At 47.0% G+C, this 26406-nt stretch carries 24 protein-coding genes; 16 read left to right on the forward strand and 8 right to left on the reverse strand.

Going from position 1 to position 26406, the window contains the following annotated elements; translation table 11 throughout:
• The first annotated feature begins 9 nt into the window (after positions 1-9).
• The 4 genes from HHL16_RS02975 to HHL16_RS02990 all read left to right on the forward strand — a co-directional run bounded on the left by HHL16_RS02975 (position 10) and on the right by HHL16_RS02990 (position 4433).
• The gene (locus HHL16_RS02975) at positions 10-864 is read left to right on the forward strand and encodes an RDD family protein (protein ID WP_169423655.1); all 855 of its coding nucleotides are present in this window, start codon (positions 10-12) and stop codon (positions 862-864) included.
• A 157-nt stretch (positions 865-1021) separates the two neighbouring features.
• Positions 1022-1471: a hypothetical protein gene (locus tag HHL16_RS02980; protein ID WP_169423656.1), complete on the forward strand. Its 450-nt coding sequence runs from the start codon at positions 1022-1024 to the stop codon at positions 1469-1471.
• A 242-nt stretch (positions 1472-1713) separates the two neighbouring features.
• Positions 1714-1932: a hypothetical protein gene (locus HHL16_RS02985; RefSeq protein WP_169423657.1), complete on the forward strand. Its 219-nt coding sequence runs from the start codon at positions 1714-1716 to the stop codon at positions 1930-1932.
• Between the two features lie 92 nt (positions 1933-2024).
• The gene (locus tag HHL16_RS02990; protein ID WP_206022231.1) at positions 2025-4433 is read left to right on the forward strand and encodes a zinc-dependent metalloprotease; all 2409 of its coding nucleotides are present in this window, start codon (positions 2025-2027) and stop codon (positions 4431-4433) included.
• Positions 4434-4520: 87 nt separating this feature from the next.
• On the opposite strand, the gene meaB is transcribed toward HHL16_RS02990, so the two are convergent.
• Together meaB and HHL16_RS03000 are read right to left on the reverse strand one after the other, a co-directional pair.
• Entirely contained in the window at positions 4521-5408 is an 888-nt protein-coding gene (meaB, locus tag HHL16_RS02995) for a methylmalonyl Co-A mutase-associated GTPase MeaB (RefSeq protein WP_206022232.1), read from the reverse strand.
• Between the two features lie 32 nt (positions 5409-5440).
• Positions 5441-6202 (reverse strand): glycosyltransferase family 2 protein, encoded by a 762-nt coding sequence (locus HHL16_RS03000; protein ID WP_169423659.1) that lies wholly within the window; start codon positions 6200-6202, stop codon positions 5441-5443.
• A 100-nt stretch (positions 6203-6302) separates the two neighbouring features.
• Between HHL16_RS03000 and HHL16_RS03005 the strand changes: the two genes are divergently transcribed.
• From HHL16_RS03005 to HHL16_RS03025, 5 genes are all read left to right on the forward strand, one after another.
• Positions 6303-6953: an LON peptidase substrate-binding domain-containing protein gene (locus HHL16_RS03005; protein WP_169423660.1), complete on the forward strand. Its 651-nt coding sequence runs from the start codon at positions 6303-6305 to the stop codon at positions 6951-6953.
• A gap of 24 nt (positions 6954-6977) precedes the next feature.
• On the forward strand, positions 6978-7712 hold the full coding sequence (locus HHL16_RS03010) for a type III pantothenate kinase (protein WP_169423661.1): 735 nt from the start codon (positions 6978-6980) through the stop codon (positions 7710-7712).
• The gene (locus HHL16_RS03015) at positions 7705-9006 is read left to right on the forward strand and encodes a hypothetical protein (protein ID WP_169423662.1); all 1302 of its coding nucleotides are present in this window, start codon (positions 7705-7707) and stop codon (positions 9004-9006) included. The genes HHL16_RS03010 and HHL16_RS03015 overlap by 8 nt, the downstream gene beginning before the upstream one ends.
• A gap of 15 nt (positions 9007-9021) precedes the next feature.
• Positions 9022-9831 (forward strand): LPS export ABC transporter periplasmic protein LptC, encoded by an 810-nt coding sequence (lptC, locus tag HHL16_RS03020; RefSeq protein WP_169423663.1) that lies wholly within the window; start codon positions 9022-9024, stop codon positions 9829-9831.
• A gap of 117 nt (positions 9832-9948) precedes the next feature.
• On the forward strand, positions 9949-10938 hold the full coding sequence (locus tag HHL16_RS03025; protein WP_169423664.1) for an aldo/keto reductase: 990 nt from the start codon (positions 9949-9951) through the stop codon (positions 10936-10938).
• Positions 10939-11009: 71 nt separating this feature from the next.
• Here HHL16_RS03025 and HHL16_RS03030 read toward each other — a convergent pair whose 3' ends face one another.
• Positions 11010-11354 carry a carboxymuconolactone decarboxylase family protein gene (locus HHL16_RS03030; RefSeq protein ID WP_169423665.1) on the reverse strand — a complete coding sequence of 115 codons (345 nt, stop codon included), beginning with the start codon at positions 11352-11354 and terminating at the stop codon, positions 11010-11012.
• A gap of 103 nt (positions 11355-11457) precedes the next feature.
• On the opposite strand from HHL16_RS03030, the gene HHL16_RS03035 reads away from it, so the two are divergent.
• Positions 11458-13623 carry a S9 family peptidase gene (locus HHL16_RS03035; protein ID WP_169423666.1) on the forward strand — a complete coding sequence of 722 codons (2166 nt, stop codon included), beginning with the start codon at positions 11458-11460 and terminating at the stop codon, positions 13621-13623.
• On the opposite strand, the gene HHL16_RS03040 is transcribed toward HHL16_RS03035, so the two are convergent.
• Complete coding sequence (locus HHL16_RS03040; protein WP_169423667.1) at positions 13616-14854, reverse strand: TCR/Tet family MFS transporter; 1239 nt, start codon at positions 14852-14854, stop codon at positions 13616-13618. The genes HHL16_RS03035 and HHL16_RS03040 overlap by 8 nt on opposite strands.
• Before the next feature lie 146 nt (positions 14855-15000).
• Between HHL16_RS03040 and HHL16_RS03045 the strand changes: the two genes are divergently transcribed.
• Complete coding sequence (locus HHL16_RS03045) at positions 15001-15387, forward strand: VOC family protein (RefSeq protein WP_169423668.1); 387 nt, start codon at positions 15001-15003, stop codon at positions 15385-15387.
• A 47-nt stretch (positions 15388-15434) separates the two neighbouring features.
• Here HHL16_RS03045 and HHL16_RS03050 read toward each other — a convergent pair whose 3' ends face one another.
• The gene (locus HHL16_RS03050; RefSeq protein ID WP_169423669.1) at positions 15435-15758 is read right to left on the reverse strand and encodes an RNA-binding protein; all 324 of its coding nucleotides are present in this window, start codon (positions 15756-15758) and stop codon (positions 15435-15437) included.
• A 208-nt stretch (positions 15759-15966) separates the two neighbouring features.
• On the opposite strand from HHL16_RS03050, the gene gndA reads away from it, so the two are divergent.
• The 3 genes from gndA to pgl are packed head-to-tail and all read left to right on the forward strand — an operon-like array spanning position 15967 to position 19657.
• Positions 15967-17385 (forward strand): NADP-dependent phosphogluconate dehydrogenase, encoded by a 1419-nt coding sequence (gene gndA, locus HHL16_RS03055; protein WP_169423670.1) that lies wholly within the window; start codon positions 15967-15969, stop codon positions 17383-17385.
• A gap of 27 nt (positions 17386-17412) precedes the next feature.
• Positions 17413-18927: a glucose-6-phosphate dehydrogenase gene (gene zwf, locus HHL16_RS03060; RefSeq protein WP_169423671.1), complete on the forward strand. Its 1515-nt coding sequence runs from the start codon at positions 17413-17415 to the stop codon at positions 18925-18927.
• A gap of 1 nt (position 18928) precedes the next feature.
• Positions 18929-19657: a 6-phosphogluconolactonase gene (pgl, locus tag HHL16_RS03065; RefSeq protein ID WP_169423672.1), complete on the forward strand. Its 729-nt coding sequence runs from the start codon at positions 18929-18931 to the stop codon at positions 19655-19657.
• A gap of 64 nt (positions 19658-19721) precedes the next feature.
• Here pgl and HHL16_RS03070 read toward each other — a convergent pair whose 3' ends face one another.
• Complete coding sequence (locus HHL16_RS03070) at positions 19722-20897, reverse strand: N-acetylmuramoyl-L-alanine amidase (RefSeq protein WP_169423673.1); 1176 nt, start codon at positions 20895-20897, stop codon at positions 19722-19724.
• 60 nt (positions 20898-20957) lie between these two features.
• Here HHL16_RS03070 and HHL16_RS03075 point away from each other — a divergent pair, with 60 nt between their 5' ends.
• Complete coding sequence (locus tag HHL16_RS03075) at positions 20958-22415, forward strand: M48 family metallopeptidase (protein WP_206022233.1); 1458 nt, start codon at positions 20958-20960, stop codon at positions 22413-22415.
• An 11-nt stretch (positions 22416-22426) separates the two neighbouring features.
• Positions 22427-23926, forward strand: coding sequence for a DUF6770 family protein (locus HHL16_RS03080; protein ID WP_169423675.1), 1500 nt, complete (start codon positions 22427-22429; stop codon positions 23924-23926).
• Between the two features lie 78 nt (positions 23927-24004).
• Here the strand turns inward: HHL16_RS03080 and HHL16_RS03085 are convergent, their stop codons facing one another.
• Both HHL16_RS03085 and HHL16_RS03090 read right to left on the reverse strand, forming a co-directional pair.
• Positions 24005-25804: an acyl-CoA dehydrogenase family protein gene (locus HHL16_RS03085; RefSeq protein WP_169423676.1), complete on the reverse strand. Its 1800-nt coding sequence runs from the start codon at positions 25802-25804 to the stop codon at positions 24005-24007.
• Between the two features lie 36 nt (positions 25805-25840).
• Positions 25841-26281 carry a MarR family winged helix-turn-helix transcriptional regulator gene (locus HHL16_RS03090; protein WP_169423677.1) on the reverse strand — a complete coding sequence of 147 codons (441 nt, stop codon included), beginning with the start codon at positions 26279-26281 and terminating at the stop codon, positions 25841-25843.
• Positions 26282-26406 lie beyond the last annotated feature (125 nt).

Raw genomic sequence — 26406 nt, forward strand, 5'->3', positions numbered from 1 at the left:
AACCTACCCATGAAAAAGTCCGCACTCATTATTGTAATACTCATAGCCGTATTTCAGATTCTCGCTACTGCGCTATTTAATTTCAGGCAGGAAAAATTCATACTCGAAGTACTTACGGGTAATCTTTACGACTACAAAGACATTCTCAGAAGCTCCAAGTTATTTTGCTATGAGCTGCTGAAGATCTTTTATATTGTTGCAACCATCATGCTGCTGACATCCAACGGAGAACGCAGAGACAAAATATACGCGCTTATCAGGTATGTATTCATGATGCATATGCTCATAAACATTCCCGCAACCATCAGATTCTATCTTGAAGTTGGAATAATGTCGAAAGACACAAGATGGTATTATCTGATCATTCACCAGGCCTTTACCATTACAGCGCTGGTGGTTCTTTGGAAGAACAAACCCCAAAATGCTGTACCCTCGATCAACTTGTCTGAATACAGTTTGGTATCCTATACAAACAGGGGGCATCGGTTACTGAATCATGTTGCCGATTACGCCCTTTTCTTAATTATCGGTTATACCTATGTAGATACATCCCGGAGTTACTACAATCCCGGACCGATTCTGGTAGACTACCTGATGAACTTCATCGCCTGGTTCCTATATTATTTCCTGTCGGAAGCCATTTTCCGCCAGACCTTCGGCAAAATGCTCACCCGCTCCTGCGTGGTAGCCATCGACGCCCCCATGACCACAGGCCGGGCGCTCACCAGAACCCTTGGAAGGCTGATCCCCTTCGAGGCTTTCTCCTTTTTATTCAATGCAAACTGGCACGATAAGGTCTCCGGAACCACCGTAGTTTATCAAAACACCTGGGAAGATCCCCTCTTCGAGGACGAGCGGCAATAACACCGCATGAAAGGTTTTAATTGTTAAAATGGAAAATAGATGCAACCAATTTGTAACATCGGAGAAAAAGCTGCGTCTTATTAACTGTAGAAAGCAAACGCGCAAATGCTTCAGGAAACCAACAAAACAATTAAACATCTTTCTAAAAATATTTCACATGAAAAAGTTCACACTCATTGTTGCAATGTTTATCGTAACAGCCTTCACCGCAACATTTGCTAACGTAAAAGGAAACGTAAACGAAAAGATCACCAACGCATTCAATAAAGAATTTTCAGGCGCTCTGGAAATTAAATGGGATAACAGTAAAACCTTTGCCAAAGCCACTTTCAAGCTCAACGGACAAGTGATGTTCGCATACTATTCACTCGATGGCGATCTGCTTGGCGTAACCAGAAACATCGTATCTACACAGCTTCCGCTCAACCTGCAGACCGAGCTGAAAAAAGATTACAGTGATTGCTGGATCTCTGATCTCTTTGAAATGAGCAACAACGGCAGCAACGCTTACTATATCACACTCGAAACAAGCACGTACACCATTGTGTTGAAATCTGTAGAGAATGAAGGATGGGAAGTGTACAGCCGCACAAAGAAAGCCGCATAACAAATAGGACGTAACAATAAAGTATAGCCGAAAAACAAAAAAGATCATGCAGTTTGATCTTCCATGAGTCAGCAACCAATTTTCTCATGAGTTTGCAGTCTCTGAAAAGAAAACTGGTGTACCGGAAGCGGTACACCAGTTTTTGTTTTTACCCTTTCCGGCGTCCATTTCTACCGCCTGTAATTACTGCCGCAAAAGTGCCGATTGAGTTGTATTTTTGCATACCCATCAAATCCATGATAATGAAAACGTGGCGTAAGACATTACTCATATTGGCAATGGTTGTAATTACTGCAACTACAGCTTCTGCACAATGTTCTATCTGCACCAGAACTGCATCGCAGTTGGGCGAACGGCCTGCAAAGGCACTGAATGGCGGCATCGTATACCTGGCATTCACTCCTTTAGCCATTATCGGATTCGTAGCTTATCGCTGGTACAAGAACAACAAACCAGCCTAGTTTCTCCACTGATCACTGATTTTCCGGCAGTTGTCCAATGAGCCTTTGCAGGCTTGCTGATTTTCTTATCTTGTTGCAAACCCAAAATGCACATGAGATACTGCTGGTTACTGCTGCTGTTTATAGCCAATGCTGCTATGGCGCAGAAACTCCCCTCCATCGAAGAAAAAACCAACGGCTTAAAAAAACTGGAAGGCTTCTTCCCGCTCTACTGGGATGAAAACTCCGGAAAACTCTGGCTCGAAATTACCCAACCCGATTCTGAAATCTTATACGTGAAGTCGCTCCCCGCAGGGCTCGGCTCCAACGATATCGGCCTCGACCGTGGAAGCCTCGGCGGCAACAACATTGTAAAATTCTCCCGGTCAGGAAGAAAGGTCTTGCTCATTGCCCCCAACTACGATTATCGTGCAGTCTCCAATGATGCAGCTGAAAGAAGAGCAGTTGAGCAATCATTTGCCCAGAGCGTTATCTGGGGTTTTCAGGCAGAAGCAGAAAGCAATGGCCATCTCTTGGTGGACGCCACTGATTTCGTTTTGCGGGATGCTCTCTTTGTTGGAGCTAAACTTCGCAGCATGAAGCAGGGCAGTTACAACTTCGACAAAAGCCGGTCTGCCATTTATCTTCCACGTACAAAAAACTTTCCGCAGAATACCGAGATCGAAGCTACCATCACTTTCAGCAGTGGTGACGGCGAAGCGGGCAATTACCTGCGATCTGTAATTCCTGTTAACGATGCATTCACATTGCGCATGCACCACAGTTTTGTGCAGCTTCCCGATAACGATTACCAGCCACGCATCTTCGATCCGCGTGCAGGTTACTTTGCCACTTCATTTTTCGACTATAGCACACCGGTAGCAGAACCAATTGAGAAATTCTACATTGCCCGGCACAGACTGAAGAAGAAAGACCCTTCCGCTGCGCTCAGCGAAGCTGTTAAACCTATCGTTTATTATCTCGATAACGGCACTCCCGAACCTATCCGCAGCGCACTGCTCAAAGGCGCTCAATGGTGGAACCAGGCATTCGAAGCAGCCGGATACAAAGATGCCTTTCAGGTGAAGATATTGCCGGATTCCGCCGATCCGATGGACATTCGTTACAATATGATCAACTGGGTGCATCGCAGCACACGCGGATGGAGCTACGGCGCTTCTGTATCTGATCCGCGTACCGGTGAGATCATCAAAGGAAATGTAACGCTCGGTTCGCTTCGCGTAAGACAGGATTATCTCATTGCACAAGGCCTGCTCGCTCCTTTTGAAAATGGCACTCCCGCAAACGACAAAATGCTGAAGATGGCGCTCGAACGCCTCAATCAGCTCGCTGCTCACGAGATAGGACATACGCTTGGTCTTATGCACAACTACTATTCCAGCGTTAACAACCGCGCCAGCGTAATGGATTATCCGCATCCCGTTGTTAAACTCGATAACGGCTCCATCGATCTCAGCAACGCATACGACAATAAAATTGGCGATTGGGATAAAGTGGCCATCACATGGGGTTATCAGGATTTCCCCAAAGGCACCGATGAAAAATCTGCCCTCAACAATATTCTGCTCGATGCCGCCAACAAAGGATTGCTCTTCATCGCAGACCGCGATGCACGCGCACCCGGCGGACTGCATCCGCAGGCGCATCTCTGGGATAACGGCACCGATGCCGTTACAGAACTCAAAAACATGGTGAAGATCAGAGCTAAAGCGCTGTCACAATTCGGCATCAACAATATCAAACCAGGTGTGCCCATGGCGCAGCTCGAAGATGTGCTGGTGCCCGTTTATCTTTTCCATCGCTACCAGGTGGAAGCCGTAACCAAAGAAGTAGGTGGCATGTTCTACACCTACGCTACTCGTGGCGACAACCAAACTGTTACCCGCGCTATTTCAAAAGACGAACAACTCAAAGCGCTGAATGCAGCTGCAGACTGCCTCGAACCTGATTTTCTGAAACTGCCGGATGAACTGGTAAAACTGATTCCTCCGAGACCCGCCGGCGTGGAAGTAACCAGAGAACTTTTCAAAAAACGTACTGGCCTTTCATTCGACGTGCTCTCACCTGCTGAAACTGCAGCAGATCTTCCATTATCGTTTTTGTTCCATCCCGAAAGACTTAGCAGAATGGTGCAATACGAAGCACAGCAGCAAGGCCTGGGCGTTCGCGAAATGATCACCACACTCGTTAACAGAACATGGAAAGCTCCCCGCAAATCGGGCATGGAAAAACTGATTCAGCAACAGACCGAACAAATACTGCTCACCTATATGCTCAGATCTTCCGTCGACGAAAGTCTTTCTTTCCAGGCAAGAGCAGAAGCACAACAAGCCGTGAACAATTTAGGCACGTTCATTGCAACTCAGCAGAAGATCAGTAAAGACAATTCATATCTCGCGCATCTGTCACTGGCAGCAGCGAGAATCAAAGCGCCGGAAAAGGCGCAGGGTACACAACACAAAGAGATACCTCCGGGTGCACCGATCGGTTGTGAACAATAAGCTTCATATTCCAACCAAACAGAAAGCCTGCTTCGGCAGGCTTCTTTATTTTATCGGGTAGAATGTTCTACAATATGTTTGGGAAGATCAGATCCAGCGTTGAACAAATCGGTAGAGATTGAATTGCTCCTCTTTCAAAGCCGCTTCCACAGCCTGTTTCAGCTGTTCTTTGCTGAGATCTTTCATGCGGTACTGCTGAATTAAGAACCAGGCGCGTTCCGTCAGCAGCCAGGATTTCTTCGATTGATGTACAGGATGACTGAAAAACTCCAGGATCTTCTCATACAGTTTATCCACTCCTTCTTTCTGTGAAGCCACCGTTTTCACTATCGGAATTTCGTACTGATGCGTGGAGAAAACAGGCGCCAGCATCAATCGGAGGTTCTTGACGAAAAGATCTGCACCGGGGCGGTCGGCTTTGTTCACTACAAAGATGTCTGCAATCTCCATCAGTCCGGCTTTCATGGTCTGCACTTCATCGCCAGCTTCAGGAACTACCACCACCACCGTGATATCGGCCAGCCCTACGATTTCCACTTCGCTTTGTCCTACGCCAACTGTCTCTACTATCACATAATCGAAGTCGGCTGCTTTCATCAGCTCGGTGATCTCTATGATGCGTGGATGCAATCCACCCAAGGAACCGCGTGTAGCCAGCGAACGGATGTATACATTCGGATGATCGTACCACTCGCTCATGCGAATGCGATCTCCCAGCAACGCACCGAAATTGAATGGGGAAGATGGATCAACGCAAAGCACTCCTACTTTCTTTCCTTCTTTCACTATCACGTGGATCAGCGAATCTACCAGTGTAGATTTGCCTGCACCCGGAGGGCCCGTGATGCCGATCACTTTTACCTTGTCGTTGGTCTGCAATCCGGACAATAATTCTTCAAACCCCGGCACTTCGTTCTCTACATAAGAAATGCTGCGGGCCAGTGCACGGGTAGTATTTGAAGGGAGTGTGAGCAATATTTTGTGTATTGAATCTTTTGCAATGGTGGCTATTGCTGGTTTCGTTGCAGCAGCCTGAGTTTGGCATATTTGGCAAAGGTCTGATAGGCTACTGTAACGGCAATGATCAGCCCCGGTGTTCCATCCCGGAATCCTCCTTTGAAGATATAGCCGTTCACAAATGCAACAATCGGATTGATCCAGAGTTTTGCGAATGTGCCTTTTTTTCCTTCTTTGTTCAGCGCTGCTGCCTGAATGGTAGTGAACCTGTTCAGCTGTGCAATATGCGCAGTAAAGCTTTCGAAAGACGAGTGAAGGATATCTCCTTTCAAGTGTTTTTTTCTGTAGCCCTCCGATTCGATGATCCGGTCGTGCGGATTGGTTCCACCAAAATGGCTTTTTCTTCTGTCGAACAATCGCAGCTTTACATCGGGGTACCAGCTTCCGTGCCTGATCCATTTGCCTGCATAGCTGGTAGTGCGGTTCATGGTATATCCGTCGAAAGGAAAATCTTTTTGCTTCTCTGCGAGCATGGATGCCTGCAGCTTTTCGTCCAGTACTTCATCTGCATCGAGCGAGAGCACCATTTCGTGAGTAGCCTGTTGCAATGCAAAATTCTTTTGCTCGATGTATCCGAGAAAGGGCTGACTCACAAACCTTACACCGAATTCTTTTGCAATTTTCTCGGTGTTATCGGTACTGAGCGAATCTACCACTACAATTTCATCTGCAAGGGTCCGTACACTTTCAAGGCAAGCCCTGAGTTTGTCTTCTTCATTGAAGGTTATGATTACAACTGAAAGTACTGCCATTGCTCGATTGTTGGTTACGGTATTTACGCGGCTAAGGTAATCAATTACACCAAACAGGAAAGCGGGGTTTTGAATGATATGATTTCGTTACTTTGTAACGATGACCAATTTTATTCCAATATTTCCCCTTGCCGTAGTGGTATATCCCGGAGAAACGATGCACCTGCATATTTTTGAACCGAGGTACAAACAACTGATCAAAGAATGTCAGGAAAGCAAAAAACCCTTCGGTATTCCGGCTGTTGTCAATGAAAAACTGCAGGATATGGGTACTCTGGTGGAGGTGGTAGAGATTGTGCAGGAATACCAGAATGGCGAAATGGATATCCGCACAAAAGGAATGAAGGTTTTCCGCATTCTCGAGGTAATCAAAAAGATCCCGGACAAATTATACAGCGGCGCCATTGTGAGTTATCCTGAAAACGACGACGATGCCGGCAACCGGCTGCTGATGCAAAAAGTAGTGAACGGCGTGAAAGAACTGCACCGCATGCTCAATATCAGCAAAGACTTCCGCAAAGCAGAAAACGATCTTACCAGCTACGATGTGGCGCATCATGCAGGACTATCGCTCGAAGAAGAATATGAAGTGCTTCAACTGATGAGAGAACTGCAGCGGCAGGAATACATCCGGCGGCATCTCGAAAAAGTATTGCCCATGCTGATGGAGATGGAGCAACTGAAAGATAAAGTAAAACTGAATGGTCATTTCAGAAACCTGTCTGCCTTTGACCTCGACATTGATGTTTAGCATCATCACAAATCCCATACAGCTTTGACGCCAACAACAACGCTTTGTCTCGACTTCGGAAATACCCGCCTCAAATGCGCCGTGTTCAAAAACAGGGAAATGCAGGAGATCGTTGTATTGCCCGATGATTCGGAAGCTACCATCAGAGAGCTGGTAGCCCGGTTTCAGCCAGATCGCTCCATTTTATCTTCGGTGATAGAACACAAACCCGAAGTGGAGACCATCCTCGCTTCAGCCGGCCGCTTTCATAAACTGAGTCATGCATCGAAACTGCCTTTCACTACACCGGTAGGCAAGCCCCAGACCATCGGGGCCGACAGGCTGGCTATGATCTCCGCAACCATCGACCTCTTTCCTACCTATAATAATCTTATCATCGGACTGGGTACCGCCATCACTTTCAACTTCGTGAACAAGTATCATGAATTTGTGGGAGGAAGTATTTCGCCGGGGATGGAAATGCGTTTCAAATCACTCCATGCATTTACCGCCAAACTGCCGCTGATAGAGAAAGACTGGAACTTCCCGCTCATGGGATACGACACCAGAACCAACATTCTGAGTGGCGTTATCCTTGGAATGGCCACTGAGATCGATGGAATCATAGATATTTATCGACAAAAGTACCATAACTTTAACGCCGTCTTAACCGGGGGCGACGCACCGTATTTTGTCTATCATCTCAAAAACAAGATATTTGCAGACCCTAATTTAATATTTAAAGGGCTTTATGCTATCTGCGAATACAACAATGTATAAGAAAATCAGGCTGTTAGGAATCGTTTGCTGCTGTTTCACATCTCTGGTACAGGCGCAATCAGACAACTCGCCCTACTCCCGTTACGGACTAGGTGACCGTTTACCCGGACAATCCATCGTTCAGCGTGGAATGGGAGGATTAGCTGCGGCTTACTTCGACTACTCGTCCATCAACTACGTGAACCCGGCTTCTTACGGAAGAATTTCGCTTACCACACTCGACCTAGGTTTTGAGTTGACTAACCGAACGCTTCGCGCAGGCGAACCATCCCGCAAATTCAGCTCATACAGCCCGAACATATCTTACCTGCAGGTTGCATTTCCGCTCAAAAAGAATGGCGGATGGGGAATGAATCTCGGCCTGAACCCGATTACCCGCGTAGGTTACAAGATCAACTCCAGTGATAGTCTCAGAAGACCCAACTTCTCACAACCCATGGCACTGAACACCCTTTACGAAGGAAATGGCGGTGCTTATGAAGCCCATATCGGAACCGGATTTCTCGTAGCCAGAGGCCTCACTGCAGGTTTCAACTTCGGTTATGTATTCGGATCCAAAGATCACAGCACAAGAACACTGATCTCAGATACGACCTCCTATTATTATAAGAGCAACTACGAAAAGAATACCAGCTATAATGGTGTGAAATTCACCGGTGGTCTTCAATACGTAGCCAAACTCGATAAAACTTCTTATCTGCGTCTCGGCGCTTACGGTAGCCTTCAGCAAAACCTGAACGCTTCTGAAGATCTCGTGATCAACACATTCGAATATTCGCAGAGCGGCGCTATCGACACTGTCGATATCATAGACCGCAAAAAAGATGTTTCTGGAAATATCAAGTACCCCGCCAGCTACGGCGCAGGTCTGATCTACGATAAAGTTGGTAAATGGATGATCGGTATCGATTACGCTGCCGAAAAATGGAGCTCATTCCGCACCTACGAAAGCAAAGACATGGTGCAGGATAGCTGGGAAGTTCGCCTCGGCGGACAGGTTGCTCCAAGGCAAGGCAAAACTTACTGGAGCAATGTTGCTTACCGCGCCGGTTTCGCATACGGACAGGATATTGTGTACATCAACAATCAGAAACTTCCTAAATGGACAGTATCTGCAGGCGCTTCACTCCCAATGCGCAAACCAGCATATACCAACCAGTTCTCCATGATCAACATAATGGTGGAGTATGGCAACCGTGGCAACAACAACAATCCGCTGCGCGAAAACTTTTTCCGCATCGGTGTAGGTCTCGCACTCACCGATATCTGGTTCCTCAAACGCAAGTACGATTAATGCATGACGAAGCTCATGTCACGATATATTTTCATTCTGGCAGTCCTTTTACAGGGCTGCTTTTTTATGATCAGCTGTGAGAACAGTCAGAAAGAAGTGGATGCCTTATTCACCAAAAAAGTGGCAGTGGAAGAAGCCAATCAGGTGGTAAGCTTTCTCAGTCAGGATGGAAAAATCAAAGCGAAGCTCACATCGCCTTTCATGATCCGTCAGGTAACAGATTCCAACTACCTGGAATTTCCCCGCACATTGCATGTTGATTTTTATGACGACAGTGCAAAGATCGAAACCATACTCGACGCCAAATACGCCAAGTACCGCGAATACGAAAGCAAGGTACTGCTGCGCGACAGTGTAAGAGTGATCAACATCAAAAACGGTGATACACTTCGTACACCCGAACTCTGGTGGGATCAGAATAAACAGGAATTCTACACAGACAAACCGTCGCATATCAGCAAACGCGATGGTACCGTGATATTCTCCAAACAGGGGATGAAGGCCAAGCAGGACCTCTCCTGGTATGAGCTCTATCAGAACTCAGGCCAGTTGCCGGTTCCGGACGAAGCCAATCCCAATACCGGCACAGACAGTCTGCAGGCGCCGCCCGCAGGTACGCTGCAAACACCGGTAACCACTCCGGCCGTGAAACCCGGAACACCTCCGCCGCCACCACCTGCGGGCAATCAACCAGCGCAGCAACCAGTAAAATCAGGAGGCTTACAGTTTAAGCAGGCTCCCGGTACAACACCTCCGCCTTCGCTCAGAAGAACCGACAGCATGAGACTGGAGCGCGAGAAGCTGATCAAAAAACCACAGCAATAAGTTTGCATTCACCCGGCATATTGTAGCCTGTAACAGCAGGCCCTGTCAGCTATTTTACTGAGTACAATTCAATCCGATCTTTCTCCGTAAATTCATTGCCTTAAAACCGCAATCATTATGGAATATCGCAGACTTGGAAGATCAGGACTGGAATTAAGTGTATTGTCGTTTGGAAGCTGGGTAACTTTTCATAAGCAGGTAGATGACAGTCTCGCAGATGAACTGATGGGAATAGCTTACGACAAAGGGATCAACTTCTTTGATAACGCAGAGGTATATGCGAATGGAGAAAGTGAGAAGATGATGGGCCGCGTGCTCAAAAAGAAAAACTGGGATCGCACATCTTACACCGTTTCATCAAAAGCTTATTTCGGCTGGAGAGGAAAACAAAACAAACCCAATCAGACGGGGCTTAGCCGCAAACACCTCTTTGAAGCCTGCAACGAAGCGCTTCAAAGATTGCAGCTCGATTACCTCGATCTCTATTTCTGTCACCGTCCCGATGTGAATGTGCCTATCCAGGAAGTTGTATGGACCATGCACAATCTCATTCAGCAAGGCAAGATCCTCTATTGGGGTACCAGCCAGTGGAGCGGAGCAGAGATCATGGAAGCGCATCGTGTAGCGCAGGAATATAAACTCATCGGCCCAGTGATGGAACAGCCACAATACAATATGTTCGAGCGATTCAAAATGGAACTCGACTATCTGCCGGTTTTCCAGAACGTTGGCCTCGGAACTACCATCTGGAGCCCGCTCGCAGCAGGCTTCCTCACCGGAAAATACAATGATGGCATCCCTTCGGATTCTCGTCTCGGCCTCGAAGGATACGACTGGCTGAAAGAACGCTGGTTGCAGGATGCAAAGATTGCGAAAGCAAAACAGCTCACCGAATACGCAAAGAAACTCGGCGTATCGCTGGCTACGCTCGCTATTGCATGGACCATCAAAAATCCGAATGTAACAACCACCATTCTCGGTGCAACAAAAGTTTCGCAGCTCGAAGAAAATCTGAAATCGCTGGAAGTAGTGCCACTGCTCACTCCCGAAGTGATGAAAGATATCGATGATATTTTGCAGAACAAGCCTTCGCTCGACATTGGCTAGTAACAGCAAATACATTACTGCGCAGATCATTCAGCTGATCTGCGCAGTAATTTTTATATAAGACCCCAATGTTATCCTTTTACCAACTCTTCCCAATATTCTGCAGCCCTTCTCGTATGCGGAATTACAATGGTTCCACCCACAATATTCGCTACAGCGAACACCTCATATACCTGCTCCGTAGTGATTCCAAGTTCATGACACTTGCCTAAGTGATACTTGATGCAATCGTCACACCTCAGTACCATACTGGCTACCAGCCCCAGCATTTCCTTTGTCGGAACATCGAGCGCCCCTGCAGCATATGTATTGGTATCGAGGTTCCAGAGTCGTTTCATTACGAGGTTGTCTTTGCTGAGGATCACCTCATTCATCTTTTCACGATAGTCGTTGAATTCTTGTACCAGATTGCTCATGAATCAATTTTTATTAAAGTTAAATTAAGAAACGCTGCCGGTCATCAATAACTCTTTCATCAAAAGTTTTGAATTTGTACATTCATTCACTAAATAACTGTTTATGAAACACGTCACATGGGTACTCCTGCTGTTAGGGCAGGTACCGGCACTCTATGCGCAGCAACAGGCAACATCGCCGCGTAAAGAACCGGTGAAAGTTACAGACATGCTGAAAATAAAGACCATCGGCAATGTTATACTTTCCAACGACGGCAGCAAAGCCGCTTACAGCATCACTTCCATCGAACCGGATGGAGACAGCAAACAAGATTACAAATACAATAGTCAGCTATGGCTGGTGAATACAGATGGCACGCCATCTTCCAAACAACTCACCAGCACCAGTGCATCGCAGGTGGCCTGGAGTCCCGATGGAAAAACATTGGCCTTCGTGCGCACAGCCGACGGCAAGCCACAGATTTTTCTGCTGAGCATGGATGGCGGCGAAGCCATTCAGCTCACCAAACAAAAGAATGGCGCTACCTCTCCCAAGTGGAGTCCCGACGGAAAAAAGATTGTCTTCGCATCTTCCATTTCACTGAAAGATCTGCTGAAAGATTCCGTACTCAATCCCGGCAAGTCCGTTCCCGAGTGGACTATGGAACGTCCCGGATTCAGCAACAACAACTGGCTGAAACCTACTACCACCAAGGCTGATCCCGATGGCAGCATCGATGAAGTGAGAGCATGGCTCGACAATAACGTGAACGATCGCAAAGCAACGCTCATCAACAAACTCAACTTTCAGGATGAGATGAATATCAGCGGCGCTCAGGGCTTCACGCACTATTTCATTACAGAAGCAAAACCCGGAGCTGCTGCAACCGCCATCACCAAAGGTTTTGCGCGTTTCAATGGTGTAGACTTCACGCCCGATGGCACTCAGCTGCTGCTCAGCGGCAACACCGATGTGAGCCAGCATCCCGACCGCGCACTGGAACAGGAGATCTATCTCATGAATGTGGATGGCAGCAATTTCCGCAAACTGCTGGGATCAAAAGGCAAGAGTTATTTTGCGCCTGGCATCTCCCCTTCCGGCAAACAGTTAGCCTTTCAGCAAGGCACCACTTCGTTTGTGAATGTTCAGTCGCTGGCCATCATGCCACTGAACGGAACTGAAAAAGATATTGTGGAGATTCCGATGGATCGCTCCAAAGGCGGTCTCACCTGGAGCCGCGATGAAAAGTATGTTTACTTCACAGCACAGAGCAATGGCGGTGCTCCACTCTATCGCGCAGATGTGAAAACAAAGAAGGTTGAACAACTCACCGACTACGATGGAGGTATCGGCGCTTTCGATCTGGTGAACAACAAACTCGTGTACACAAGAACAGATATCACCAGCCCATCTGAACTGTACTTCGCAGATGCATCTGCAAAGAATGCCAAACGCATCACCAGCCTCAATACAGACTGGATTCAGAACAAACAGTTATCCCTACCCGAAAAGAAAACATTCGTTAACAGCAAGGGGCTCACCGTTGAATACTGGATGATGAAACCAGCCAACTACGAGCCCGGCAAAAAATATCCACTGGTACTGGAAATTCATGGTGGTCCTTCAGCGATGTGGGGGCCTGGTGAAGCCAGCATGTGGCACGAATATCAGTTCTTCGCCAGCAAAGGCTATGGTGTGGTGTATTGCAATCCCAGAGGCAGTGGCGGATATGGACAGGAGTTTCTCCGCGCCAATGTGGAAGACTGGGGCACAGGCCCAACCAGCGATGTACTCACCGCGGTAGATAAAACTGTAGCCGAAGGATGGGCCGACACATCTAAACTGGTTGTAACCGGAGGATCTTATGCAGGCTATCTCGTTGCATGGATCATCAGTCACGATCAGCGTTTCAAAGCAGCCTGTTCACAACGCGGCGTGTACGAACTGAATACATTCTTCGGAGAAGGCAACGCATGGAGACTGGTGCCGAACTATTTCGGAGGATATCCATGGGAGCAAAAAGCAAGAGAGATCCTCGACAGAGAATCTCCCTTCAATTATGTGCAGAATATTAAAACTCCTTATATCATTTTCCACGGAGACAACGACCGCAGAACCGGATTTGTGCAGAGCGAGATGATGTATCGCGCACTTAAAGTATTGGGTCGTCCGGTGGAGTATGTTCGTCATCCCGGAGGAACACACGAACTCACACGCAGTGGTGATAACCGTCAACGCATGGATCAGATGCTGCGTACCTGGGAGTTCTTCGAGAGATACATCAGGTAGTTTGTTGCGGTACCGATGGATGTTTCTCTTTGTACAGTGTTCTGTACGCGATCCAGGTAGCGATCAAAATCATTACTGCACCCAGGAAGAAAGGCGCGCCGGGCATATAAACCGGTGCGCTTTTATGTGTAAAGTAGCTGAACAATCCGGTCATCAATGGTGGTCCGATTACAGCGGTAACGCTCATCAGACTGGTCAATGCACCCTGCAGTTCTCCCTGCTCATTCGGTGGAACGTGATTGGAGATAACGCCCATCAATGCGGGGTTACCAATTCCTCCAAGGCAATAGATTACACAGAACGCATACATCATCCAACCTTCGGTAGCAATTCCGAAAAGGAACATGCCGATGGCATAAAGCAGAAAGCCGAAGTAAATGCTTTTCTCCTGTCCGAACATCGGAATGGTTTTGCGGATCAGCACACCCTGCACCAATCCTACCATTGCGCCTACAATACCGAGCGAGATGCCGATATGAGTTGAGTCCCATTTGAACACTTCTTTTCCGTAGTAAGCCCAGTTGCTCTGTACCGCATGTGAGGCGATGTAGATGAACACGAGAGAGATCACCAATCCCGAAATGGAAGGGTACTTTCTCAGGTGCATCAATGAGCCGATGGGATTTGCACGTTTCCATTCAAACTCTCTGCGGTTCTCTTTTTTGAGCGATTCCGGAAGAATGAAATATCCGTAAAGGAAGTTGAGCATGGTAAGTGCAGCACAAACGAGGAATGGAACGCGAACACCAAAACCTCCGAGCAGTCCGCCAATGAATGGGCCGATAATGAAACCCATTCCAAATGCAGCGCCGATGATGCCGAAGTTCTGTGCACGTTTTTCGGGTTCGCTGATATCAGCGATATAAGCACTTGCAGTAGTGAAGCTCGCACCGGTGATGCCGGCAATGATGCGGCCCACGAACAGCCATGCAAGCGTAGGAGCAAATGCCATGAAGAGATAATCGACGGCGAAGCCCAGCAAACTCAGCAGCAGTACGGGTCTTCTGCCATATTTGTCGCTGAGGTTTCCTAAGATCGGAGCGCAGATGAACTGCATGATAGCATAGGCAGTGAGCATCCAGCCACCGATATTCGAAGCGGTGCTGTTATCTACATGCCCTAGCGACATAATCAGATCCGGCATTACAGGAATAATGATACCGAAACCAATCACATCGATAAGTATAGTTACAAAAATGAACCCTAATGCCGCTTTCCCTGTTGATTTCATGAGAATAAGAATTATTGGTTAAAGAGCCCTGCAAAGAAAGAACATTACCGCCTTGCGTCCGTCAGAATTCCAATGTTATCCGGTGAAATTTCGGTAAACGGCCGTCCCTGCTGGCGAAACTGAAAATTGCTGATTATATTCAGCATATGAAAAACACATTTGGACGACTGGTCTTATTGGTACACGACTACGATGCGGCAACATCATTCTACATCAAACATTTCGGCTGCAAAGTAGTGTACGACCAAATTGCCCCCAATGGGCAACGATACGTTCATATCGGGTTTGATAACACAGACAATACGGGCATCTGGCTGCTGAAAGCAGATACTGATATTCAGCAAAAACAGGTCGGCAATCAAATCACAGGCCAGCCGCTGATGGTGATCTACACAGACGACATCCATTCTTTATACAACCAACTCAGCGAAGCCGGTGTACAAACGAAAGGCGTTCCGGTAATTACAGCTGCCTACAGTTTCTTTCACTGCTACGATCTGTACGAAAATGAAATTGTTGTAGTACAGGTATAAAAAAAGCCCCGCTGAAGCGAGGCTTTCAGTATCGGTAATCGCACTAATTAATAACGGTTGTTATAGTTATTATTGCGGGGAGCGAAAGAGCGTTTGCCGCCGCCACCACCACCGGTGTTGCTGCGCTCTTCACGCGGACGAGCTTCGGTAACCTTGATAGCTCTTCCTTCTACAATGCCTCCGTCGAGTTCTGCGATAGCCTTCTGACCAGCTTCGTTATCCGGCATTTCCACAAAACCGAAACCACGGCTCTTGTTGGTGAATTTGTCAGTAATAACCTTAGCAGAAGTTACTTCGCCATACTCTGCGAAGAAATCGTTCAGATCCTCATCCGTAACGTTGTAGCTCAAATTAGAAACATAAATGTTCATACAAAAAACTGATTAAATTAAATAAATCATCTGAGAAGTAAGCAGGGAGTAAAGAAGACCTAACTAAACTAATAGCAGAAAATGCGTAGCAGAATTATTTATCGTTCACTTACTGAATGCTCAATCACTCAAATCTCGCCGCAAATATACAGCTTTCTAAAAATACTACCTCAATTTACCTAATTTTGCTGATCATATAACATACAGCATGGCAGTAAAGCAATTCGACTTCGGTATGATCGGTCTCGGAGTGATGGGCAGAAACCTCCTCCTGAATATGGCAGATCATGGATTCAAAGTGATCGGATTTGATTTAGATGAACAAAAAACCAGCGCATTTGAGCAGGCCGCTACTCCCGGTACTACCGTAAAGGGTGTGGGTAACCTCAAAAACATGACGGAAGAGCTTTCGCTCCCCCGCAGAATAATGATGCTGGTACCCGCAGGAAAACCTGTGGACGATGTAATCGAAAGCCTCCTTCCCCTCGTTGAACCCGGCGATATCATCATCGACGGCGGTAACTCCCACTACACAGACACCCTTCGAAGGGTTCAGTATCTCGCTGCAAAAGGCATCCACTTTATGGGTGTTGGTGTTTCCGGTGGAGAACAGGGAGCAAGAACCGGCCCCAGCATTATGCCCGGTGGCGATGAAGTTGCTTACCCTCATGTTCAGCCCATGCTCGAAGCCATCTCCGCAAAATTCAAAGGAGAGCCCTGTGTGGCACATCTCGGAAAAGGCGCTGCTGGTCACTACGTGAAAATGGTGCACAACGGTATCGAATATGCCATTATGCAAATGCTCAGCGAAAGTTACGATCTGCTCCATCGCGGCGCAGGCCTCAGCAACGACGAACTGCATCAGGTATTCGATCAGTGGAATAAAGGAGACCTGCAATCTTTTCTTGTGGAGATCACTGCAGCCATCTTCACACAGCCCGACGAAAAAACAGGCAACCGCCTCATCGATATGATCCTCGACAAAGCAGGCGCCAAAGGCACCGGCAAATGGACCTCACAGGATGCACTGGACATCGGCGTTCCCATCCCTGTTATCGATATGGCCGTTACTATGCGCAATATCTCTGCGCTTAAAGCCGAACGTACCAATGCAGCTGCATTGTATGCCAATAAAGTAAGCCCCGTTACTACAGATAAAGCCACCTTTGTACAGCAGGTGCACGATGCCCTCTATTTTGGAATCCTCATCAGCTATGCACAGGGGCTGTCGATGCTGCATCGCGCTTCCACAGAGCTCGATATGCAGATACCACTTCCCAAAGTGGTGCGCGTATGGCGTGGCGGATGCATCATCCGTTCTACCATGCTCGATGTATTCAGCGGCATTTATGATCAGAACCCTCAGCTGGAAAATTTGTTATTGGATAAGCAGATCGCTTCCATGCTGCAAAACACTGAAGCAGGAATGCGCGCAGTGGCAGCCGCCGCGGTTCAAAACCGCTTCGCTGCAGGATGTCTGCTCAATGCACTCACCTATTTTGATGCCTACAGCAGCCAGCAACTGCCCACCAACCTTATCCAGGCTCAGAGAGATTTCTTCGGCGCTCACACATACCAACGTATCGACGAGCCCGGATCTTTCCATACCGAATGGAAGAATTCATAATTGACCACTGATTTTTATCTACATACTATGCAACAACACAAAAGACCACCGGCCTCATTATTGTTCATTTTCGGTGGCAGCGGCGACCTCAATCACAGAAAGCTTTCCCCGGCTCTCTTCAATCTTTTTATCGATAACTGGATGCCGGAAAAATTCGGTATCGTAGGTATCAGCAGAAGACCATACGCAGATGATGGCTATCGCAATCACCTGCTCGATGGCATCCGCCAGTTCTCACGCAGAAAAGAAGAGCACAACGATAAATGGGCCGATTTCTCCCAGCATGTAAGCTACCTGCAGATGAATGCAGAAGTAGAAGAAGAATATCAGAAAATTGCTGAGATCGTAAAGCAGAAAGAAGCAGAGTTCGGAGAACATCCTACTGTGATCTTCTATATGGCAGTTGCTCCGCAACTGGTGCCCGATATTGCGCGCAAGCTCGGCAATCTCAACCTCTGCTCAGACAGAAAGTACACCCGCATTGTGGTGGAGAAACCTTTCGGTCATGATCTCCAGAGCGCACACGAACTGAACGAACTGCTCTCTTCCATGTTCAACGAAGAGCAGATCTACCGCATCGATCACTATCTCGGAAAAGAAACCGTTCAGAACATCCTGGCATTGCGTTTCGCCAATGCGCTGTTCGAACCAATCTGGAACCGCAACTATATCGATCACGTACAGATCACCGCTGCAGAAACAGTAGGTGTTGAAGGCCGTGGTGATTATTACGAACGCTCCGGCGCGCTGCGCGATATGGTGCAGAACCATATTCTGCAACTGATGTGCATGATTGGCATGGAAGCGCCCGTATCTTTCGAAGCCAATGAGATCCGCAATAAAAAAGTGGATGTACTCAACGCTATCAGAAAGTACTCTAACGATGAAGTACATGCGCACGCAGTACGCGGCCAGTACGGTCCGGGCTGGATGAAAGGAACCGAAGTTCCCGGATACCGCCAGGAGAAAAGCGTAGTTCCCGATTCACCGGTAGACACTTTCGCTGCCGTGAAATTCTATATCGATAACTGGAGATGGCAGGATGTGCCTTTCTATGTGCGTACCGGAAAACGCATGCACGAGAAAACCACTACCATCAATATCCAGTTCAAGCCAGCTCCTTCATTTGCATTCCCTTCCGAAGCTGCTGATACATGGAGACCCAACAGGCTCACCATCAGCATTCAGCCGGAAATGGATATCCGTCTGCGCTTCCAGGCAAAACGCCCGGGACAAGCCATGACACTCAATCCCGTTGATATGATCTTCAATTACAAAGACGCATACGACGGAGATGAACCCGAAGCATACGAAACACTGCTGCTCGATGTAATGGAAGGAAACCCTACTCTCTTCATGCGTTCAGATCAGGTGGAAGCTGCATGGAAGATCATCATGCCGATTCTCGAAGTATGGGAAAGCCGCCCTCCTGTTGATTTCCCCAACTACTCACCAGACAGCTGGGGACCAGAGGATGCAGAAGCGCTGATCGCAAGAGATGGAAATAACTGGGTTACACTCCCGCAACCACACAAGGATTAACATGCTGCATATTTTCAAAGACGCCAACGAAGTAAGCCATCAGCTGGCTGAATTCATCACCTCTCAAATCGAAGCAACCCTGCAAACACAGGATCGTTTCACCTGGGTGCTCACCGGTGGCAACTCGCCCAAACAGCTGTATGAGCTGCTGGCGCAAAGTCCTTACCGCGAACGCATCCAATGGAATAAACTCCATTTCTTTTGGGGTGATGAACGCGCAGTGCCGTTTGACGACAGTCGCAACAATGCACGCATGACCTTCGAAGCATTGCTGAATCATGTACCTGTGAACAAAGAGCAGATACATATCATGCAAACAGATATCAGCGCCGAAGCATCTGCAGAAGCCTACGCAAAACTGCTGCATGATTATTTTCCTTCAGGCAATACCACGTTCGATCTCGTACTGAACGGAATGGGAGATGATGCGCATACGCTCAGCCTCTTCCCTGGATCACCCGCCATTGCTGTGAATGATAAATGGACTACATCGTTCTGGCTCGAAGCACAGCAGATGTATCGCATCACATTGACCGCACCGGTGGTTAATCTCGCGAAGCATGTGGTATTCCTCACATTTGGAGCTAATAAAGCCAATGCATTGAAACAGGTGCTGGAAGGAGACCGCAATGTGGAGTTGTATCCATCACAACTTATTCAGCCTTTATCAGGCGAATTGCATTGGTTTGTGGATGAAGCCGCAGCAGCGCAGCTCACAAAAAAGCAATAATTTTTGTAAGATATTTTCCCTCTGCAAAGCCGTTCGCGTAAGCGGGCGGCTTTTGTGTTTCGCGTTAGTCCATCGCTTTCAGCCAATCGGAAATTCCTTTGGCGATCTTGGCGGCAACATCTTCATCGAATCCTTTTGCTGTCATTTTCTTTTCATCGTCTTCATTGCTGAGGAAACCTACTTCCACCAGACAGTTAGGATAATCTGTAGGGCCGCTCAGCGCAAAATTGAAGCTGCCTACATTCCCGAAATTATCGAAGCCGAGTTCGAGCATGCGACCCAGAATAACTTTGGTAAGCGATTGAAATCCTACATAGCGATAGAATGTGCTGGTGCCCTTTGCCGCAGGATTTCCGGCAGAGTTGAAATGTATGCTCACCAGCAGATCAGGCGATGCATTGCGCAGCAGAGCCGTTCTCTGCGGCTGATCGAGGTCCGCATCTGTAGTTCTGGTCATTACCACAGTAGCGCCTTTCTTTTCCAGCAAGGCCTGCAGTGCTTTAGCGTATTGAAGCGTGAGGTTCTTTTCGAGTACTTTGGTGTTCTTTCCCGATGCGCCGGTATTGGAGCCACCATGCCCGGCATCGATGGCTATAACCATATCGCGTAACCGAAGTTTTTCAGGTGGTCGTTTAATTTTGATCAGCAATCTTTTTCCTGTGCTGTCGTATGCGATGGAATGCCCCCAGTGCTGCGGTTTATCCAGCTCGATGAATACACGCAGTACATCATCTTCGGGTTGCTCATACCAAACCTGTTTGATATAGGTACTGGTACCGCGTTGCGTGATCCAGTTAGTGTTGGAGGTAACACCATAGAGGTCTACCACAATGCGCGATGGGCTCACCTGCTGCACACTTTTGTAAGGAAGCCTGTTTTCCATAGCAATGGCAACCTGATCGAAACGGCCATCACCGGTTACCATCCAGCTGCCGCTAAGGTTCTCTTGTTTCAGGCGAAGTGCAGCATCTGCCACCACATTGCTTTTGCTCACATAGGCTGTATGATATTTCGAGAGCTGAACTTTGTAGTCTGTACCCACAGAATCGACCACTTTCAACACAACATTCGTATCGAGGTAGGTCATTTTTGCGCCACCGAGTCGATCGTCGCCTGTGCCATATTCGAGATAGGGTAACGGCCCGATAGTTTTTACAAGAAAGGTACTGCGTGTTGTATCCTGTGCATTCGCCTGATGAAGGGCAATAGTGGCCAGCAATACAGTTATGATGCTTTTCATATCTGAAAGATACAGCTTTGAAAAAGATTTTATTATTTTCGCGCCAGACCCTTAATCCTTATGAGCAATATTTTCCGAACTCTAAGCCTGATCCTGCTTTTGACCGTACTCCACCTCAATGGGATGACTCAGCAATCGTTCGTTTTTACTCCACTGAAAGATGATGCTGAAAAACTGAAAGCATGGAACGATTCCACCGACCAGCAGTATCGAAAATTGTTGAGCAGTCTTTCAAAAACCTACCGTAAAGATTACCAGAGTCTGTACGAAGACAGATACAAACAACTCAAAGAACTCGCAGAAAAAAATAAGATCATTACCGATGCTGCTGCAGACAACTATCTGCAACAACTGGTGAATGCCATCGTGAGCAGCAACCCGGTACTGAAACAATCCGGTTACCGTGTGCGATTCTCCCGCGACTATTGGCCCAATGCCTATTGCTTAGGAGAAGGAACCATCATTTTCAATATTGGTCTCTTCACTAAATTGCAGAACGAAAGCCAGGTTGCATCTGTATTGTGTCACGAACTCGCTCACCAGCATCTCAACCATGTACAGCGCAGCATCGACGAGCTTGTAACTACCATCAATTCCGACGACTTCAGAGATGAATTGAAACGAATCAAAAGATCGGATTATCTGCAGGGGCAGCAGCTGAAAACGCTGATGAAAGGCCTCACGTTCACCAGTAGAAAGCACGGCAGAAATCACGAAACATCTGCCGATTCATTAGCCCTTGAATGGCTGAAGAACACGCCGTTCAATGCAGGAGGAGCGATCAGCAGTCTGGCGTTGTTAGACAACATCGATGAAGACAAGTACAACGTGATGCCCGATCTCGCCAATGTTTTCAATTTTCCACAGTACCCTTTTCGTAAGGAATGGCTGCACCAGGAAAAAACATTGTTCGCCACCATGGCAACCAGTGCACAAAAAGAAAACACCAAAGAAAGGGATTCGCTCAAAACCCATCCTGATTGCACAAAGCGCATACAGCTGCTTTGGGCAAAAGCGCAGCAATACAGCAAAGACAACAAACCACTATCGCCTGTCAGCGAAGAAACATTTAAGCGATTACAGCAGCAATTCGATTATGAGATCATAGAGTACTGTTACCAGCAGAATGAAGTATCGAGAAGCATGTATCATACACTTCAGATGCTCTCCAAATACCCACAGGACGTTTATCTGACAGCCAATACAGCCCGATGCCTCAATGCATTCTACAAAGCGCAGAAAGAACATGCGCTCAGTAAAATAGTTGATCTTCCTTCACCATTCATGGATGAGAAATACGAAAAAACATTGCAGTTTATTCAGAATGTAAGACTCAACGATTTTGCGGCTTTCAGCTATTACTTGCTGATTGCTGTTGAATCGAAAACGCCGCACTCGGAATTGATGCTGCAGGCGCTGATATTAAGCAAACAACATTTCAACAAAACATCCGAGCAGCAGCACTGGATGGAACAGTACAAAAAACAATACCCTAACGGTAAGTTCACATTTCAATAATCCCAACACGCATGAAAAAGTTTCTCTCCTTACTTACGCTTCTGAGCTGCATTGCCCAATATGGCATAGCGCAGAGCAGACAAAGCATTGAAAACGTACACACAGTCTATCTCCGAAGCACGGGACCCATCAAATCACAGGAAGAAGTAAAAGGATATTACACCTTTTATCAATCAGATAAGGTTGACAAAAAAACCAACGAGTACACGCTTCAGATAATGGACGAAAACCTCAACAAGGTGAAGGATGTAAAATTCCTCGATTCAAAAAAAGTTACTCTGGAAGAATCTGCATATGGCGGCAATAGCCTGGCATTCAAATTTCTTAATGAGAACGAAAGCATGTATCAGGTAAAGGTTCTGGGCGTTGACGGAAAGGAAAAGTTTGTGTACACGCATATGGTAGACGATAACACGCTTGGCATGATAGGAGCTATAAAAAAATATACGCCAATGGAATTCACCAGGTTATTTGCGGTGGAAGACAAAGGCTTCGTTTCTATTTATCCGGTGTACAAAGGCACCAAAGCCAATACTGAAATAAAATTTTACAGCAGCAGGAACAAATCAGAGTGGATGCATCTCCCTTCTGATGTAAGAACTGGTGGAGCATCCTATCTGGGATGCACTGATAAACTGGCCCTGTTTGTTGTAGCCAAATTAGCTGGCCGGGGCATGGAGAGCTGGCTGCTTGGGCTTAATATCGAGAATGGTGAGAAGGCATTTGAAATCAGATCTGATCTGGACCAATATATGTTAGCACCCATGAATGTTGTGAAAGTAAAGGGCACTGATAACTTTCTGATAATGGGTGCATATTTCAATAAGAAAGATACAGATGCCGGAGCCAGAAATCTTGGCGTTGGCATGTGGCTCGTAGACGAAAAAGGAAAAATTATCAACACAAAATACAACTCATGGGAGACAGAGATCAGCAAAGTTCTGAATGTTGACGCCAAAGGAAAAGTGAATGATCTCGGCCATGTGTTTTTCCATGATATCGTTGAAACGGCTAACGGTGAATACTTTGCCATAGGAGAAGGATTTAAGCGAAAATCGATTGCATTTGGCAGTACAATGTCCAATATGGTTGTCACCAATATGCTGCTGTTGCGATTTGATCAGAAATTCGATGTGAAAGCTGCCACCATTTACGAGAAGAACAGCAATACACTTGAAATGCCTTCAATTATTCTGATGCCTGCTTTGCAGGGAGGAATGGGAGGATCGATGTCTGCATTCTACGGTTTTGATTATGCTTTCACTCAAATGGATAAATCGCGCAATTCGTTCTCCATCGGCTATACAGATTATGTAAAAGTTGAGGGCTACAAAGGACTTACCTTCAACTCCATTTCTTACAACAATGGAAACATCACCACCGATAAGATCAATCTGAAAACAGAATCCGGCAATATGCGCATCTTCCCTGCCAAACCCGGTTCACTGATGATCATGGAATACTTTAAAAAAGATAAGAAGATCGATATGAGACTGGAGAAACTTAACTGATTTCTTCCTTCAGCAATAAAGAAACGGGGTCCGCGCATAAAGCCGGACCCCGTTCTTGTTCTGTTGTGTATGATAAAATTATAAAGCAAACCTGTTGTCTGCGATCAGTTTCGCAGCAATGCGTCTGCGTGCTTCTTTGCTGTCGAAAGGATCTGCTTTGGTGAAGCGTTTCAAACCGAGCAGCATCATGCGTTGCTCATCTCCGTCAGCGAATGCGTTGATGGCATCTTTACCGAATTTGTTGATGCGGTCAGCTGCGTCGTAGAGGTAAGTGTGAACGATATCGCTTTCGTATTGCAATGCGTTGCCGCCCTTGAGATCGGTGAGCTTCATCAGACGAAGCAATGCGCTTTCTGCATTGAATGTCTGGATGGCCATGTCTGCGATGTTCATCAGAATTTCCTGCTCGCTTTCGATCTTCATCATCAGTTTCTGAACGGCAGCGCCTGCTGTCATCAGAATAGCTTTTTTGAAGTTCGCAATCAGCTTGCGCTCTTTTGCGAAAGGCGTTTCGTCGTCGTTGCCGAAATCGGGAATGCTCATCAGTTCTTTCTGTACGTTCATGGCAGGTCCCATCAGATCGAGCTTGCCTTTCATAGCGCGTTTCAGTACCATGTCTACAGTAAGGAGACGATTGATTTCGTTGGTTCCTTCGTAGATGCGGTTGATGCGGCTGTCGCGGTATGCTTTGGAAATTACGTATTCGTCGCTGAATCCGTTGCCACCGTGGATTTGCACACCTTCGTCCACAACAAAGTCCAGCATCTCACTCCCACTTACTTTCAGAATGGCGCATTCGATAGCATATTCTTCAGCTGCACCCAGCAATGCTTCGTTGAAAGGTTTGCCGGATTGCAGCAGTTCGTTTTCTTTATCATCGATCCATTTGGATGTGCGGTAGAGCGAGCTTTCGTTCACCCACATATCGATGGCCATATCGGCCAGCTTGTGTTTGATGGCGCCGAAATTGGCGATGGCGGTTTTAAACTGCTCGCGTGTATTGGCATACTGAATGCTGGTAGTTGCTGCGCGTTTTGCGCCACCCAGCGCTGCTGCACAGAGTTTAAGACGACCGATATTCAGGATGTTGAACGCAATGATATGTCCTCTTCCAACTTCACCGAGCACATTCTCCACAGGCACTTTACAGTCCTGGAAGTAGAGCTGTACAGTGGAAGAACCTTTAATACCCATCTTGTGTTCTTCGGGGCCTTGTGTGAATCCTTCAAATCCGCGTTCTACAATAAAGCCGGTGAATTTGTCTCCATCGATCTTCGCAAACACGGTGTACACATCTGCGAAGCCACCATTGGTGATCCAGCATTTCTGTCCGTTGAGGAGATAATGTTTTCCGTCTTCGCTGAGTTTGGCAGTGGTTTTTGCACCGAGTGCATCGGATCCGCTGTTGGGTTCAGTGAGTCCGTAAGCGCCTTTCCACTCGCCTGTGGCGAGTTTGGTGATGTATTTCTGTTTCTGTTCTTCAGTACCGAAATAGAGGATCGGCAATGTACCGATACCCGTGTGTGCAGCTACAGCAACGGAGAAAGAGAAGCCGCCACCGAGCCCTTCGTTCACCAGTGTGCTGGTGATGAAATCTTTTCCGAGGCCACCATATTGTTCGGGGATGGAAGTTCCCAGCAGTCCCTGTTCACCGGCTTTTGCCACCAGTGATGGCATCAGCCCCTGTTCCAGTTTATCTATTCTGTCGAGAATGGGAATCACTTCAGCATCCAGGAAAGAGATACACATATCCTTTACCATTTGCTGCTCTTCGTTAAAATCTTCCGGGATGAAGGTATCTGAAGGAGCGCTTTCTTTGATCAGCCATTCGCCGCCCTTGAGAACGGATTGCTGATTTGTTGCTGTTGCACTGCTCATATGGACAATTTTATAAGTGAATGTTATGATGAAAGTCTATTTCAAATTATCGTACACGATCTGCAATACTTCTTTACACACTTCGATGCGATCTGCCGGAACACCTTCGAGTGCTTCGTTGAGGGTGAGCTCTGCAAGGTTCATGGTTTCTTCCTGTAATTTCTGTGCCTGTCTGGTGAGGTATACCATGTTCATGCGACGGTCGGATGAGGAGGGTACGCGTTTTACCAGCTGCAGTTTTTCGAGATTGTCCACCAGGCGCGTGATGCTTGGTTTGTCGCGGAAGGTAGCATTGCATAATTCCTGCTGACTGATTCCATCCTGCTTCCACAAATGATACAATACGCTCCATTGTTCGATGGTAATGTTCAATCCTGCGGCATTGAATCGCTTCTGCAAACTTCTTGCGATTGCAGTGCTGGCTTTACCTGTGATAAAGCTGTACAGTTCTCCTCTCTTAAAATGGTTGTTTGGCATATAGTTGTTTATACAACTATCCAAACTTAGCCTATTTCGTTGGGATTGTCAAGTTTTTGATGATAATTTTTTGCAAGCAAATACATGGTTACCCTAATACGCTGAAACTATGTACAGTACTGGAT

The sequence above is a fragment of the Pseudoflavitalea sp. G-6-1-2 genome, assembly GCF_012927185.1.
GTDB lineage: Bacteria > Bacteroidota > Bacteroidia > Chitinophagales > Chitinophagaceae > Pseudobacter.